Source organism: Flavobacterium sp. PL02 (assembly GCF_035013205.1).
Lineage (GTDB): Bacteria > Bacteroidota > Bacteroidia > Flavobacteriales > Flavobacteriaceae > Flavobacterium.
Genome location: NZ_JAYGJP010000004.1, coordinates 144,484 through 161,744 on the forward strand (window position 1 = coordinate 144,484; position 17,261 = coordinate 161,744).

The 17,261-nt window shown below is 32.8% G+C and carries 8 protein-coding genes; 5 read left to right on the plus strand and 3 right to left on the minus strand.

Features of this window, described 5'->3' with window-relative positions; genetic code table 11:
• The first annotated feature begins 163 nt into the window (after positions 1–163).
• The 5 genes from SHI72_RS14100 to SHI72_RS14120 all read left to right on the plus strand — a co-directional run bounded on the left by SHI72_RS14100 (position 164) and on the right by SHI72_RS14120 (position 11,364).
• Positions 164–5,011 (plus strand): gliding motility-associated C-terminal domain-containing protein, encoded by a 4,848-nt coding sequence (locus SHI72_RS14100; RefSeq protein WP_323490344.1) that lies wholly within the window; start codon positions 164–166, stop codon positions 5,009–5,011.
• Positions 5,012–5,032: 21 nt separating this feature from the next.
• Entirely contained in the window at positions 5,033–5,971 is a 939-nt protein-coding gene (locus tag SHI72_RS14105) for a type IX secretion system membrane protein PorP/SprF (protein ID WP_323490345.1), read from the plus strand.
• Between the two features lie 298 nt (positions 5,972–6,269).
• Positions 6,270–7,241 (plus strand): NAD(P)-dependent alcohol dehydrogenase, encoded by a 972-nt coding sequence (locus SHI72_RS14110; protein ID WP_323490500.1) that lies wholly within the window; start codon positions 6,270–6,272, stop codon positions 7,239–7,241.
• A gap of 271 nt (positions 7,242–7,512) precedes the next feature.
• A complete protein-coding gene (locus SHI72_RS14115; protein ID WP_323490346.1) occupies positions 7,513–8,574 on the plus strand; it encodes a helix-turn-helix domain-containing protein in 1,062 nt (353 codons plus the stop codon).
• 390 nt (positions 8,575–8,964) lie between these two features.
• Positions 8,965–11,364, plus strand: a complete 2,400-nt coding sequence (locus SHI72_RS14120; protein WP_323490347.1) for a TonB-dependent receptor domain-containing protein — start codon at positions 8,965–8,967, stop codon at positions 11,362–11,364.
• Between the two features lie 407 nt (positions 11,365–11,771).
• Here SHI72_RS14120 and SHI72_RS14125 read toward each other — a convergent pair whose 3' ends face one another.
• From SHI72_RS14125 to SHI72_RS14135, 3 genes are read right to left on the minus strand one after another with little or no spacing between them, the layout of a single operon-like run.
• Complete coding sequence (locus SHI72_RS14125) at positions 11,772–12,530, minus strand: LytR/AlgR family response regulator transcription factor (RefSeq protein ID WP_039120466.1); 759 nt, start codon at positions 12,528–12,530, stop codon at positions 11,772–11,774.
• Between the two features lie 60 nt (positions 12,531–12,590).
• Positions 12,591–13,910, minus strand: coding sequence for a RagB/SusD family nutrient uptake outer membrane protein (locus SHI72_RS14130; protein ID WP_323490348.1), 1,320 nt, complete (start codon positions 13,908–13,910; stop codon positions 12,591–12,593).
• A gap of 10 nt (positions 13,911–13,920) precedes the next feature.
• Positions 13,921–17,259, minus strand: a complete 3,339-nt coding sequence (locus SHI72_RS14135) for a SusC/RagA family TonB-linked outer membrane protein (RefSeq protein WP_323490349.1) — start codon at positions 17,257–17,259, stop codon at positions 13,921–13,923.
• Between the last annotated feature and the right edge of the window lie 2 nt (positions 17,260–17,261).

Below are 17,261 nucleotides of genomic sequence, written 5' to 3' on the forward strand. Positions count from 1 at the left end.
GTATAAAATAGATATGCTATAAATGACTATTTATAAGGTTTTTAAAGACGAATACATCATTTGTCCCCCATTTGTCCACCCCATATTTTATAATAAGAATCCTTTCTAGATTAGTTTTGCGCACACTTCAGAGAGCCGTTTCAGGCAATAAATCAAATCAATTATGAAAAAAAAATACTTTGATAAAGTAATGTCAAAACAGTCATATATAGTCATATGCATGTTATTTATTTTACTAAACAAAGTTTCCGCACAAAAGGTATTAGACAATGATATACTTCGTTTTGGTACAGGAGCAGAAAACTCTGTAAATCCTGCGGGAAATTTACAGCAGCCTTTTTATTTTAATTCTACATCATCATTATGGGCAAAGCTTACTTATCAGGATTATCCTTTTGATAATGCCTATTATATTGATGGGGATGGTTCTAGTGAATGGAATACAAATGGATTTTCGTCGATTAATGGAACCTTAACAAGTCAAATAATTGATTATTCGAAGTTTATAACTACTACGTCGTCAAAAGGTTATGGTACTATTGTTTCCAAAGGAAATATTACAATTAATGGATCTTTATTAGAGGTCGAAAATACATATACATTAGAACAAAACTCAAGTTTTATAATAATTAATGTAAAAATTAAGAATATAGGTACAGCTCCAGTAAGTAATGTAAGATATTGGTCAGGGACAAAAGATGATTTTATCGGGACTAATGACAACCCGCTAAAAACAAGAGGAAATATAGTTGGTGATGCTTTTGTTCCTATAACTACAAGTAATGATCGTGCTAAAGCGCTCAAACTTTTTTCGGGAGAAGAAGGAGTCATAATTTTTTCAAATTCTGATCGTGCCAATACTATTATTCAGATATGTTGCCAATGGAACTATGTAATTAATCAAAACCCAAATACAAGTGTTATTAGTAGTGGAGCCACTGATGGTTCTTATGGTTTTTTTGTTAGATTAAATGATCTTGCGGTAGGAGAGAGTGATGAATTTAAGTGGTATTATGCTGCGGGTAAAGTTGTAGAATTAGAAGAAATAATTAAAGATATCGCTAATGCAAGTGGAACAATAACAGATATAAAATATACATCGGCAGTTTTTAAAACGTTATCACAAACCGATGTAACAGGATATTATGTAGTTGTTCCTGCTGGATCGCCACGACCTACAATAGCTGAAATAAAAAGCGGGGTAAATTATGGAGGTGTAAATGTTGCAGCAAGTGGCACTTCGGCTCTTACAGCCAATACACAAAAATCATATCCAATTACAGGACTCACGCTTAATACATCTTATGACTTTTATTTCGTTACAGAAGATGGAGGTTCCTCTTATTCAACAATATTCCATTCTCCATTTACCACACCCGATATACTTAAATTAGCTAAAGCATCAGAAGATAATGTTTCATGTAACGGAAAAAACGATGGTTCAGCTTCGGTTACTACTTTAGGCGGTACACCTACTTATACTTATTCATGGTCACCGTCAGGCGGAAATGGTACAAGCGCAACAAATCTTAGCCCAGGGAATTATGTCGTAACAGTAACCGATAGTAATAACGAAACGGCAACCCAAAATTTTACTATAACAGAACCTGATGAACTTGTTGCTACAATCGATACTCAAATAAATGCAGATTGTAGTACACATGCTAATGGAGAAGCGACTGTAGGTGTAACAGGTGGAACTGGAGTCTATAAATATAGTTGGAACACCATTCCTGAGCAAACTACAGCCACAGCCACAGGATTGTTACCTGGTACTTATATTGTAACTGTAACAGATGAAAAAGATTGCAGCACTACAGAAAATGCAACTATAATAGTCGAAGATATAATAGTCCCAACCGCTATAGCTCAAAATATAATTGTTCCGCTAGATGCTAGTGGAAATGTAACAATTAATGCTACGCAAATAGACAATGGTTCTTATGATAATTGTGGTATTGTTGAGATGGTACTTGATAAAACAACTTTTAATTGTAGCAATATTGGATCCAATACGGTAATATTTACGGTAAAAGATAAAAGCGGAAATTTAACTTCAACATTACGAACAGTAACTGTCGAAGATAAAATAAAACCAACTGTTGTAACCCAAAATATAACCGTTCAGCTTGATGCAACAGGAAGTGCAACTATTACACCCATTCATATTGATAATGGTTCGAACGATGCTTGTGGTATTGACAATATGACACTCGATAAAACTGTTTTTCATTGTAGGAATGTTGGAACAAATACGGTAACACTTACAGTAACTGATAGACATGGAAATTCAACATCTGAAATTGCAACAGTGACTGTCGAAGATAAAATAAAACCAAATGTTGTAACCAAAAACATAACAGTTCAGCTTGATGGTGCAGGAAAAGCAAGTATTAACGCTACGGATATAGACAATGGATCTAATGATGTTTGTGGTGGTAGTATGATGATACTCGATAAAGCCTTTTTTGATTGTACTAATATTGGAGTAAACACAGTGAGACTAACCGTTACCGATATTAATGGAAATTCAGCATCAGAAACGGCTACAGTAACTATCGAAGATAAGATAGCTCCAACTGTTATAACAAAAAACATAACTCTTCAGCTTGATGCCACAGGAAACGCTATTATATCTGCAGCCGATATCAATAATGGTTCTACAGATAATTGTGGAATTGATACAATAATCCTTGATAAAACTATTTTTGATTGTACTAATATTGGAGCAAACACGGCAACACTAACCGTTACTGATATCAATGGAAATTCAACCTCAGAAACAGCAATAGTTACTATCGAAGATAAAATAGCCCCAATTGTTGTTACACAGAATATAGTAATTCAACTTGATGCTACAGGAAACGCTATTATAACTGCCGCTCAAATAAATAATGGATCAAGTGATAATTGTGGTATTGACACAATGATCCTCAATAAAACCACTTTTGATTGTACTAATATTGGAGTAAACACAGTAACACTTACCGTAAAAGATAAAAATGGAAATTCAACATCTGAAACTGCAACAGTAACTATCGAAGATAAAATAGCTCCAATTGTTGTAACACAGAATATAGTAGTTCAGCTTGATGCTACAGGAAACGCTATTATAACTGCCGCTCAAATAAATAATGGATCAAGTGATAATTGTGGTATTGACACAATAATCCTTGATAAAACTACTTTTGATTGTACTAACATTGGAGCAAACACGGTAACACTAATCGTTACCGATATTAATGGAAATTCAGCATCAGAAACTGCAATAGTTACTATCGAAGATAAAATAGCTCCAACTGTTATAACAAAAAATATAACAGCTCAGCTTGATGCCATAGGAAACGCCATTATAACCGCAGCTGATATCGATAATGGTTCAAGTGATGTTTGTGGTATTGATAGCATGATATTAGATAAAACCACTTTCGATTGTACAAATGTTGGAGTAAACACAGTAACACTTACCGTAAAAGATAAAAATGGAAATTCAACCTCAGAAACTGCAACAGTAACTATCGAAGATAAAATAGTACCAACTGTTATTACAAAAAGTATAATCGTTCAGCTTGATGCTACAGGAAATGCAACTATTAATGCTACGCAAATAGATAACGGTTCTACAGATAATTGCGGTATTGATACGATGATTCTTGATAAGACAACTTACGATTGTACGAATGTTGGAATAAATAATGTGACACTTACTGTTACTGATAAAAATGGAGATTCAGCGACTGGAACTGCTGTTGTTACTGTAAAGGATTTGATTGCCCCAAATGTTATAACCCAAAATATAACTGTCCAGCTAGATGCTACAGGAAATGCAGCAATAATTCCAGCGCTGATTAATAATGGTTCTAATGATGCTTGTGGTATCGATATGTTGGTACTCGATAAAACAGCTTTTACTTGTAGTGATATTGGAACAAATATCGTAACACTTACCGTTACAGATTTTAATAGAAATTCAGCGTCTGGAACTGCTGTAGTAACTATAGAAGATAAGATAAATCCAACTGTGGTAACGCAGGATATTACAGTTCAGCTCAATGTAACAGGAACTGTGAGTATTACTGTTAATGAGATAAATAATGGCTCTACAGATAACTGTACTATTGATAAAATGCTACTCGATAAAACCACTTTTGATTGTAGTAATATAGGAGTCAATATAGTAACACTTACCGTAATAGATCAATCAGGAAACAGAGGTTCAGCAACAGCGATTGTAACAATTCTTCCTATTCCAGAACCAACATTCCCGAGTCTTACACAAGAATTTTGTTTAATAGATGCGCCTACAATAAGGGATATAGCTGTAAATGATAGTACTAATTTAAAATGGTTTATCGATGCTACATCAGCCCAAAGTCTTTCATTAAATACAAGTATAATTAGCGGAACCTATTATGCGGCTACAAATTATGGTAATTGTTATAGTAATCGTATTCCTGTTACAATTATTGTTAAAGATGCATTAGCTCCCACAGGCAATGATGTGCAGTATATATGTAAAGAAAAAGAAGCAACAATTACAGATCTTATTACAAATGAACAAGAAGTCTTGTGGTACGAAACCGCAACAGGAGGTGTTCCTCTTGCATCGACTACAATCTTAGAAGATAAACATAAATATTATGCATCCTACATAGGAGCAGAATGCGAAAGTTCTAAAAGGCTAGAAGTAGAGATTATTATTAGGTATTGTGATGTTGTGGTCTATAACGGAATTTCTGCCAATGGTGACGGAAAGAATGATTCCTTTTTTGTAGAAGGAGCCACAACTTTCCCTGACAATAAACTAGAAATTTTTAATAGTTGGGGAAGTTTAGTTTACGAAGCTAGTCGTTACGGACAAGATGATAATCTATTTAAAGGATTTGGTAATAAAGGATTAGGAAACGGTACTGGTTTACTTCCGTACGGAACGTATTATTATGTATTTAGCTTTACAAATCATGATAATAAGCGTATTACAAAAACAGGCTTTTTGCATCTAAATCCTTAATTCACAAAATCAAAAAAACAAATGAAATTTAATTATATACTAGCCCTGGCATTTACATTTACACTATTTTCTGCCAGAGCCCAACAAGATGCTCAATTCTCCGATTATAAACTAAATATGTCGAGTTTTAATCCCGCTTTTGCAGGTTTTTTTGACGGAAGTGTATTACTGATACACCGAACACAATTTGCAGGATTTGATGGTGCGCCCGAAAGTCTGAACTTAAATGTCAATATTCCGCTTACAATGAATATGGGAGCAGGACTTAATGTTTCAAGTGAAAAATTAGGAGTAACCGAAGAATTAATTGTGACAGGAGATTATTCCTATACCATTTTTACAGACGAAATAAATATGCTTTCGTTTGGTCTAAAAGCAGGTTTTAATGTCCTTAATGTAGATTATACACGCCTTGATGTACAGAATACAAATGATTTAAGTTTTGAAAATAATATAGAAAACAGAATATCTCCAAGAATAGGAGTTGGATTTTTATTCAATACACCAAATTGGTATATAGGATTATCTACGCCCAATTTTATTAAAGAAAGTTACGATCCAACTGTTGCAGGAATATCGGTAACAAAACCTCAAATTTATTTTACAACAGGATATCAAACCGCGTTAACACATGAATTGTTATTTAAACCCTCCATACTTGCAAAAGAGGTTCAGGGATCACCATTGGCAATAGATTTCGCTCTTAATTTTGAGTTTAAAGAAAAGTTCAGATTTGGAGTATCCTACCGTTGGGATTCGGCTATAACTGGAATAATAGGAGTTAATTTGCTTCAGGATTTTCAAGCCGGATATGCTTATGATCATAACATAAACGGATTAGGCAAATATGCGCCGTCATCGCATCAATTTTATTTAAAATATACATTTAAACAGTCTAAAAATATGCGTAGGGAATGTGGTTGTAGCTTTACAGATCCTGCTAATAATCTCGGGTTTTGATTTTTTTATTCTCTTAGCTTAAAAGATAAATATCCACACAATCTATGATTAAGATTATTGTGTTTTAATTATTTTATAAGTTTTAGTTTACGAATAAAAAATAGAAATCAGGTTATGTTGCAAGTTAAAGTTTAAAGTATTTTGCTTTGTTTTTTAACGTATTAAAGGTTTTATTTATAATTCATTAACGTACGTATTACATCAGGTTTGATTAAATTTATAGTATAGAAATTATAAATAAAATCTTACGAAAGCAGTACGATATTATGGACACAAAGATGTTAGAATTATAAACGATCTGGAAAAACCTTCTCCAACAGGAGATGAAGTATTATTAAAAATCGGTGGAGCAGGAGTATGTCATTCGGATTTACATGTAATTGATGGAGGATTAGTTTCTGGTGCTATATTTACTTTAGGGCACGAAAATGCAGGATGGGTAGAAGAAGTAGGAAAAGATGTAAAGGGATTTAAAAAAGGAGATGCAGTTTTGGTATATGGACCTTGGGGATGCGGACATTGCAAACCATGCCAACATTCGCAAGAAAACTATTGTGATCATCATTCCGAGCAAGCCTATGGTGGTGGACTAGGATTAAATGGTGGTATGGCAGATTATATGCTTGTTCCTTCCTCTCGATTATTAGTCCCAATTCATGATTTAGATCCTGTAATTGCTGCTCCGCTTACAGATGCAGCATTAACACCATATTCAGCAATAAAAAGATCATTGCATAAACTTATGCCAGACGAATATGTTGTGGTTATTGGAGTAGGAGGGTTAGGACATGTTGCATTACAGATTTTATCCGAAATGTGCGGATCAACAATTATAGCTTGTGATATAACTCCCGAAAGACTTGAGTTTGCAAAACAACTAGGAGCATCTCACGTAGTTAACTCTACAGATAAAGATGCTGCCGAACAAATCAAGAAAATCACTGGAATAAAAAAAGCAAAAGTTGTACTTGATTTTGTTGGTGCTACATCTACAATAGATTTAGGTACAAAAATTATAGGTTTAGATAGCGATTTAACCATTGTTGGGTTAGGAGGAGGAAAGTATGAATACAATACCGGTTTACCAGTTGGCGTAAGCATATCCAATCCTTATTGGGGTTCAAGAACCGAGTTAATGGAAGTAATTGGACTGGCAATACAAAAGAAAATACATATTGAAGTCGAAAAATATAGTTTAGATCAAGCTCTCGAAGTGTATGATAAATTAAGACAAGGAAAAATAAAAGGAAGAGCTGTTTTAGTTCCTTAAATAGATTTAAATTAACACATTAATGACATTGCCTGAAGCTTCAGGACTATCTGTTAAAATAATTACTCCTAACTGTTTAAAAGAAAGAAGTAGCCCGATTCTAGAATTGGGCTTTTTTATGAACTTTACATAAAAGATTTAACTATACTATAAAAGTAAGTTTTGCTTAATTAAGAATTACAGTATTTTTTAAACAATTTATTTGAAGCATACATCAATCTTTTTTTTAGCTTTGTTTGCAGAATAACTATTTATAAAACGAAAATATATTATGGATACTAGCAAAGAACTTTTATTCTTTTTTAGTGCTTTGGGGGCTTTCAACGGAATTATTCTGGGTATTTATTTCTTCTTTTTTACAAAGAAAAGATACTTCGGAAATTATTTTCTAGGCGCACTCTTACTAGCGTTAAGTATTAGAATTGCTAAATCTGTATTTATATATTTTGATCCAACGTTACCTAAAACCTATCTTCAAATTGGTCTTTCGGCTTGTTTTTTTATAGGTCCGTTTTTATATTATTTCATGAAAGCTTCGGTTAAGGAAATTCATGTAATGCCCAAATCCTGGAAACTGACCCTTATTTTCTGGGCAATACTTATTATTACTGTTGGAATACTGTTTCCGTATAGTGTTTACCCTAAACTTTGGAGAGATTATTTTGTAAAACTTATTTATATTCAGTGGTTTGTATATGTAGTTTTTGCAGGTTTTACAATTAAAGAAGTATTAAAAAAGATTGTAAGCAGAAAACAAAAAGCAAATCCAGCCGAAATGTGGTTTGGCATGATTTACCTTGGTAATACCTTACTTTTTACTTTCTATTTTCTGGCATTGATTAATGCTCCGTTTGTTTCTTATTTAAGTGGATCTATAATTTTTTCTTTTATTCTGTATATGATAATTTCTATTCTTTTATACCGAAAAAAAACAGACGATTTATTTTTACTTAATTCTCCAAAGTATTCAGGAAAGAAAATTGATTCAGCCGAAGAAACAATCTTGTTACAAAAACTAGAGCATGTAATGTTGGAGAAAGAATTATATAAAAATCCAAATCTTACATTACAAGATTTATCCAAAGAAGTTACTATTTCAAGCCACCAATTATCTCAGTTTTTAAATAACAACATTGGAAAGAATTTTACCAGTTACGTTAATGAATTTAGGATAAACGAAGCATGCAAAATCATAACTTCTAACAATAAACTGACCTTAGAATCTGTTGGTTACGATGTAGGATTTAATTCTAAATCAACCTTCTTTGTGGCGTTTAAAAAATATACAGGAACAACACCTTTAAACTATCAGTTACAAGCTTCATTAGCTTAATCTTTTTCCTTTTAGTTCGACGCTTCGGGTAATGCCATTAAGTTAAGAAAAACGGCTACAATACTGTATCGAATAAATCTCACGCAAAGCCGCCAAGCCACCAAGTTTACGCCTAAAACCTTTGCGCTTTTGCGTCTTTGCGCGAAAATAATTAACCACAATTAGATCAAAAGAGCTTAACTTAATGACATTGCACTTCGGGATAAACCTTATGAGTATGATTTTAATATCGAAAGTGCAGGATTACAGCAATATTAACCAAGTTAGGTTCAATAAACAGAGTGTAGATTTATAAATCCGTACTCCTGATTTCTCTTTGAATGACCTTATACTGCGATTTACGATAGACTTTTGTACTAATAAAAAGTCAAATCTTAATCGTTAAATTTTATGAGAATTCTAATCTTAGTTTTCATTTACATCTATTGTTTACTTATACCATCTATAACTGTAAAAGCACAATCGATAAAATTTCTGTCAGGAAAAGTTACTAATCATAGCAACGAACCCATGATGGGAAATGTTTCATTGTTGTCTGTTCGTGATTCTATTTTAATTAAACAACAGGATTTTTTAGATGGTACTTTTCAATTATCAAATATTAATCAAAAAGAAGTATTGATAAAACTTACTTCTGTAGAATTTGCTGACAAATTCCAGCATATTACTTTCAATGGAAAAGAAAATATAAATTTGGGTACAATACTCGTTAATGGAAACAACAATCAGCTAAATGAAGTTGTTATAAAAAATCAAGCTTCATTACTAAAATATGGATCTAATGGAACACTTGAGGTTAGTGTGGCTAATACTTTGCTTTCTACCAGTAGTTCGGTAAATGAATTATTGGGCAGAGTTCCAAATGTAATTGTTTCCGAAGGACAAATTAGTGTGTTAGGAAAAGGAGAAGCTATTATTTATTTAAACGGAATTTTGATTAGTAACGAACGTTTTGCAGCAATTCCTGTTTCGCAAATCGCCAAGATTGAAGTTATTTCTAATCCATCATCTAAGTATGATGCTGAAGGAAAAGCAGTAATTAATATCATTACAAAGAAAAACTTTGAGAGTGGAGTTATGGGAACGGCAAGCCAACAGATTACAGTTTCGGAATTTGGAGGAACAAGTACAAATACACTGCTAGATTTTAATTACAATAAAGGAAAAGTTTCTATTATTGGTAATTACGGACTGCAATTAGGTAAAAACAGAGAACTGTTATATACAACCCGAACAAGACCTGATCCTACCGAATTTATGAAATCTGAACTTACCACAGATTGGAGACGTAGATTTAATAACTATTCTAACTTTGGATTTGGACTACAATATACTTTTTCTGAATCGAATTATATTTCGCTGGAATATAGTGGGAATATTAATGATTTGGGTGGAGTAGTAGCCAATCGAAATTCGATTGCAACCAACAATAGTAATAGTTTTTATGCTACAGATGTTGACAGAAATGATGTTAGACTCAATCAGTTTGTAAACTTAAATTATAATACAATTACAGATGATAAAGGCTCATCGTTGTTTGTTGGTACACAATTTTCTAATTACAACGGTTTTACAAGAGATCTTATAGATGAAAATGGTTTGGTTAACAGCTTTAATACAGAGCGATATTTAAAAAACAATGCCGATAATACCATCAATATTATAAACACTCAGGCAGATTACGCAAAAAAAATAAATGAAAGTTCAAAGTTAGAAGCTGGTGCAAAAGTAAGTTATGCAACAATCAAAACAAGTTCTGATTTTTTGATTGCTGATGATAAAAATCCTGAATTTGTATTTGATGAAGACCTTTCGAGTGATTTTAAATATGAAGAAAAAATAGGAGCTGCGTATATAAATTACAGTAGTTCTCTAGGAAAAAAGTTTAATTATTCTTTGGGCGCTCGAGGTGAATGGACCAATTATGAATTAAATACAACTGCAGGCGGTAATCAGAAATTTAGGAAAAGTTATGCCGATATTTTTCCTAATGTATTATTGAATATGCCTCTTTCAGATGATCTGAAGTTGCATGCTTCTTATGTTTCAAGAATAACAAGACCAAGATATCAGGCGCTTAATCCGTATGTTGTTTACCAGGACCCATTTACAACTATCGAAGGAAACCCTAATCTTAAACCAGAAAAAATCTATGCTTTTGAAATAGGAGCGATGTATAAAAAGTATGATTTTAAAATAGGATACACGTACAAAGTCGATCCTATTTCTGGAGCAGCTTTACGCGGTATTAATCCCAATAGTTATATTTTAAGATCATTGAATTTAGATAAAGAAAATAGTTATTTTGCATCGATTTCCAGGTCATTTACAAGCAAATGGTGGAGTTCAACCAATACAGTAAGTATGAGTTACACAAAATCTGTAGACAACACTTATTCATTTACATTAGGCGCAACAAAACCTCAAATTTATCTCTATACAAATAATACATTTACTATTCCTGATGTGTTTAAAATTCAATTGCTTGCCTGGTATCTGGGTGATAAAAGCTACGGATTGGGAGATGAATATAGTCGCTCGATAGTAACATTGGGAATCGAAAGAAATTTTTTAAATAATGCCTTAAAATTGAACTTTTCTGCCAATGATATTTTTAAAGGATTTTATGCTTCTGGAAATTATACTGTAGGACAAACCGAGATTTATTATCATAGAACATACACAACAAATTATTATAAGCTTGTTGCAACGTATAGTTTTGGAAACTCCAAAAAAACAGATTACAAGAAAAAAGAAGTGGAACAAACGGAAAACAGCAGAGCAAGGTAGTGATTGTCTTTTGCGAAAATTAACCGCAGAGTTCGCAAAGGATTACGCAATCCCGAAGTGTCGGGAGCAAAGTTTCTCGCCGATGTTGTCATTCTGAGCGTAGTCGAAGAATCACGAGTAGCTCGACAATCTAGAGAATACTTTGTGTTAGTTTCTTGCGGAGACCCTTCCTGTGTCAGGGAGACAAGATTGTGGAGAATTAACCGCAGAGTTCGCAAAGGATTACGCAAAGGTCGCAAAGTTTTGGAATCATTTTAATTCTTTAATCTGTGGCAAAAAAAAGAAGCACGCAGATTCTGCAGATTTAGCAGATTTTTTATTTGTGTAAATTCGTTGCAAAAAAAACTACTCAACATAAGTACAAGTCTTAGAACCTTAGCACCTAAGAACCTTTGTAACTTAATAAATCACGAATCAAGCCAGTTTTTGAAATTACTAATTTCTTTTTTGCTCAAAATAATCGGATCGGTATCGGGAATAGAAATGTTTAATAACAACTCTATTTTCTGACTAGAATGCTTGACGATTTCCTGAATATGATTTCGATTAAAAATATATTTTCGATTTACTTTAAAGAAAAGAGTAGGATCTAGTTTGTTTATAAGATCCTTAAGATTGCTATTATAAAAATAACTATTGCCTGAATTTGTATAAATAAAAAGATGTTTTCCTGTGGCGTAAAAATAGGAGATTGTTCTATCATTTATAGATATAAGTTTATCTCTGTGATTTACCAAAAAGTGGTGCTGAATGTTAGTTTGGTTTTCAATTGTAACAAGCGATTCAACAATTGGGTTGGGATTAAATGTTTCCTTTATGTTTTTATATTTCGATAGCGCTTCTAATAATTCTTCTTCTTCATATGGTTTAAGAAGGTAATCTATAGTAAAATGTTTAAAAACTTTAACAGCGTAAGAATCGTAAGCTGTTATAAAAATTACGGGACATGAAATAGTAGTTTTTTCAAAGATATCAAGACTTTTTCCGTCACCTAAATGAATATCCATAAAAGCAAGATCAACGGTATTTTTCTCAAAAAAAGCTACAGCATCTTTTACTGATTTCAATAAAGTTATTTCACTTATAGTAATAATACTTTGCTGTTCCAGAATAGATTTCAGATAGCTTGAAGCAAGATATTCGTCTTCAATAATGACTATTTTCATTTCTCCTTTTTTTTTGCAAAGTTAAAAAAAAAAGCTCCGTTAAAAACGGAGCTAATTAATTTACAATTCTGGATTGTTCAATCGTGCATCTAATGGGAAAGGCAACGTATATCTCGGATCATTTTTGATCAAAGTATAAGTTTTGTTACTCAGTGTATGTTCGATTTGTTTTTGAGTAGTTCTTCTTAAATCAAACCAACGGTGTCCCTCAATGGCAAACTCACGTTGTCTTTCCTGATATACAAAATCAAGAAGTTCTGCTTGGTTCATAGCACTAATCTTTGTGCTCAATTGAGCGTAACCTGTGGTATTATATCGGTTTTTAATGAAATTTAATATAGTTGTTCTTGACGTTCCAAGATCATTTAATTGTACAGATGCTTCTGCTTTTGTTAAATACAACTCAGAAGTTCTAAACGTATTTTTTTGGTATATCTCACCACCTTTTAAAAATATAAATCCGCTTCCACTTACTTTATAGTACAATTTAAAACGCAAGTCATTTACTTTGTCGTATGCATTTGTTAAGGTTGGAGCTGGATAAGCTGATCTTTTTAGTTTATTCTCAAATGTATTTTCAAGAGCCATTATTGACTCCTTTGTATCATAATTGTTTGCCAAAATAGGAGTAACATTTAAGTCAACTAACGAATTGTTAATAGTCATCCCTTTATCTGCTGCTTGTAAAGCTTTATCCCATTGTTTTTGGTACAAATAGATACGAGATTCCATTGCGTATAATGCCGCTCTAGAAAAACGATAGTTTAGGCCTTTAGCCTGTGTATCTAAGTTAAGCAATTTTTTAGCCTCTTCTTTATCCGATATGATTTGACCGTAAATAATTTCTACACTTTGTGGTATATATGCTTGCTCTAAATCTATTTCTAATGCCAATGGAACACCTCTCTCTGAACTTGCAGTTGCAGGATCATATTGTTTTGCAAATAGGTTAATCAAGTCAAAGTAAGCAAGCGCTCTTAATGCGTATGCTTCTCCAACTAACTGATTTTTTTCTGGTGATGGACCTAGTTTAGCACTAGCTTCATTAATAATTACATTCGTATAAAAAATACAATTATATAATCCTGCATACGGAAATCTTGTAGCAATAAGATCCGGATTTGCATCATTCCACATATAGTTATCTTTGTAGAATACCAAATCATTGGTTTCTTCTTCAAGAAGCATTTCGTCTCCTCTTAAAGTAGTTAGTGATTTATGCGTTGGAAAAGTAGCGTATCCTTTAGTAAGAACAGCTCTAAAATCAGCAAGTGTTTCAGGAATTACTTTCCCTACGGGTTTTACATCCAGGTAATCATCGCAGCTTGTAGCTACTATCGCAGCTACAAAAAGAAATAGGTATTTTGATATATTTTTCATCTTAAATTAATTAAAAAGTTATGTTACATCCTAATGTTATTGATTTAGGAATAGGCTGAGCATAGATGTTTCCATAAGTCTCCGGATCAAAATATCCTTTATAATCAGAGCTGATTACAAATAAGTTTCTTCCTTCAATACTAAATCTTAGACTATCAAAAAACATTTTTTCGATTGCTTTTTTAGGCAAAGTATATCCAAAACGTAAACTGCTTAATCTCATATAACTCATTTCACGTACCCAAGTATCTAAAAATTTATTAGTATTTATAGAGTTTGCTCCAGCATACCATTTGTAAGCCATCCAAGAGTCGCCAGTACCAGTTTCATTCCCAACAATTCCAGGTAAGTTTGATCCCGTATTAGTAGGTGACCATGCATTTAGAATATCAGCAGAGAAGTTTCGTCCACGATCTACCTCTGTTCCATTGTACGGAGGAGTTTCTACAACTGTTTGCTTAATATTAAAAGTGGTAGCAACTGTAATATCAAAATCATGAATTTTGAAAGTATTAGTAAGACCACCCGTAAACTTAGGATCTAAATCTCCAGCATAAGTAAATAAATCTCTTATTTCTTTAGTATCAAGTTTAGATTGTGCAAACTCTCCAGGTATAACATCAGCTAATGCATCGTATAATTGGAAGAATGTTTGTGTATTAACGGTTTCTCCCTTTTTATTTACAAATAAAGGGTATCCATTCTCATCAATTCCATTTGTTTTTAAAGCAAATACTGCTCTTACCGGGTATCCTTCTTTTGATGGAGTAAGTTCATTTTCTCTAATTTGAATACGATCTACGTTACTCTTATTGTGTGAGAAATTAATATTAGTTGTCCATTTAAAATTTGGATGATCAATATTTTTCGTTGCCAATGCAATCTCAAATCCTTTATTAGTTACTTGTGCCCAGTTTAATGTAGTGAACTCAAATCCGTTTTCAACAGGAAGTGATTGAATACCAATTAAATCACTACTTTTTCTTCCATAAACATCGGTAACGATACTAATACGATTATTGAATAAGCCCAGATCCATACCAAAATTGGTATTTTCTGTTTTTTCCCATCTTAATTTATCATTCGGAGGGCTTAATATCGCAATACTTGGCTCAGTTTGTCCTGGTAAAATAGTTTCAATTTTATATTCTCCTACTACAAATGGTGATGTTCCCTTGTCTATATTTCCTTGTAATCCGTATGAAGCACGTAATCTTAAGTTAGATACTGTTTCATTACCTTTTAAGAAATCTTCTTCAGATACTAACCAAGAACCAGAAGCTGCCCAAAGTGGTAAGTATTTGTATTTTGGATCTACACCAAATAAGTCAGAACCATCATAACGTACACTTCCGAAGAACGTATATTTTCTGTCGTATGTATAAGATGCTGTTGCAAAAAAGGACGCAAATGCATTTTCATTCTTAGACTTTTTATAGCCTCTATAAACAGGTTCGTCTGCAAGATCGGCGCTAGGGAAAATTATTTGAATAGAAGTTAACGTTTTAGGATCGTAACCAAATGCTTTGGTTGCAATACTAGTATTGTAATTTCTTCTTAATTCACTACCTGCCATAAGTTCCAACTCGTGTTTTTCATTGAAAACAGTAGAGTAGTTTAACATCGTTTTCCAGTTGTATTGAAAAAAGTCTGTATTTGTATTTTGGATAATTCCACCTTCTGGAAGAAAATAAGCAGGCTTACCATTATTGAATCTAAGCGTTTTCTCTCTTTCCTTTCTTGTAAAATAGGTATTCTTATCAGCAAATTTTTCACTTGCTGTATTATCAAATTGCAAACCAATCTGAGTGCTTGCTTTTAAGCCTTTTGTAATTCTGTAATCTACATCAAGAATAGCTTTAATGGCTCTGTTCTTTAATTCGTAAGAGGAGTTTTCTCTTTCTTCAATAAAATTAAAAGGTACATAAACATCAGAATAACCTCTAATATCTTTGTCGTATTTATAAGATCCATCTGCATTATATGGAGTTAAATACGGATTTACTGTTCTTGAGTAATTAGCAGGATTTGTAAAACCATCTGTATCTGTTATGTATGATTTTGTTTTGCTTTCAGAACCAAATAACCCAATACCAATGTTTAACTTATCAGTAACTTCAAAGTTGTTTTTTAAAGTAATATTATATCTGTCGTAACCAGTTCCTACTGTAGTTCCTTGCTCGTTATAAGCTCCTAAAGAGAAATAATAATCCGATTTTTCGCCTCCACCAGAGAAACTTAAACCATATTGTGTATTTACAGCACTTTGGTATAATAAATCACCCCAGTTTGTGTTACTGTTTCTTAAGTTATTAATAGAGTTTTGTGTAGCTGAAGACAACGCCGAAAAACCTCCCGTTCTATAAGCCCCTAATTCATTAGACTGATTTAGTATACGAGAAATTTCTCCGCCAGTGTCTCTATAAGTTAAGTCTGATCTGCTAGCTAATCCTAGTTCAAAATCTACTTTTTGTGAAGCATCTAAAAGATTTAATTTAGAAAAATCAGGTTTCATAGTAACAAAAGTATTTGCTATGAAATTTACTTTCATACTCCCTTTTTTACCTTTTTTGGTAGTAACAACAATTACTCCATTTGCAGCTCTTGCCCCGTAAATTGCGGTAGCAGCAGCATCTTTTAATATGGTAATATCTTTAATATCGTCAGGGTTTAATCCAGCAATCGAAAAGTTATTTAATTCATCGATATTGTCTTTATCAAAGTTTTTAGGAACATCATTGCTCTCTAATGGTAAACCATCTAAAACCCATAACGGATCTTGTGAACCCGAAAGTGATGCTGTACCACGAACTCTAATTTTTGCAATAGCACCAGGAGCACCAGTAGCTTGAGTAACTGCTACACCCGCAACCTGACCTACTAATAATTGATCTAAACTTGCAACACCCGCTTGTTGAATATCAGCCATATTAACTTTTGCAACAGCAGAAGTCAATTTTCTTTTTTCAATTTTTTGGTATCCAGTTACAACAACCTCTTTAAGTTCGCTTAAATCTGGTTTTAAAGAAATGTTATAACTTTTTTGTGCAGTAACATTAATAGTGTAAGATTGGTAGCCCATAAAGGTTACACGTACGCTTGTAGTGTTGCTCGATATTTTTAATTCAAAATTACCGTCAAAATCAGTGATAGTACCGATACTAGCGCTTTCGATAACACTTTTTTGATTTGTACTATTAGAAACTGAGCTATTTTCAACATATACTGTTGCGCCCGGAATTGGTAATTTGTCTTGGTAATCAATTACCTTTCCTGTAATCGTTCGAGTTTCTTGAGAATACCCGACAACGGTCAGGAATAAGGTCAAGATGTAAATTAATTTTTTCATTT

What these genes read in the sequence shown, in the direction of transcription:
- SHI72_RS14105 (WP_323490345.1), top strand. Translation starts at nt 5,033, where the DNA reads ATGAAATTTAATTATATACTAGCCCTGGCATTTACATTTACACTATTT.
- SHI72_RS14120 (WP_323490347.1), top strand. Translation starts at nt 8,965, where the DNA reads ATGAGAATTCTAATCTTAGTTTTCATTTACATCTATTGTTTACTTATA.
- SHI72_RS14125 (WP_039120466.1), bottom strand. Translation starts at nt 12,530, where the DNA reads ATGAAAATAGTCATTATTGAAGACGAATATCTTGCTTCAAGCTATCTG.
- SHI72_RS14130 (WP_323490348.1), bottom strand. Translation starts at nt 13,910, where the DNA reads ATGAAAAATATATCAAAATACCTATTTCTTTTTGTAGCTGCGATAGTA.
- SHI72_RS14100 (WP_323490344.1), top strand. Translation starts at nt 164, where the DNA reads ATGAAAAAAAAATACTTTGATAAAGTAATGTCAAAACAGTCATATATA.
- SHI72_RS14115 (WP_323490346.1), top strand. Translation starts at nt 7,513, where the DNA reads ATGGATACTAGCAAAGAACTTTTATTCTTTTTTAGTGCTTTGGGGGCT.
- SHI72_RS14135 (WP_323490349.1), bottom strand. Translation starts at nt 17,259, where the DNA reads ATGAAAAAATTAATTTACATCTTGACCTTATTCCTGACCGTTGTCGGG.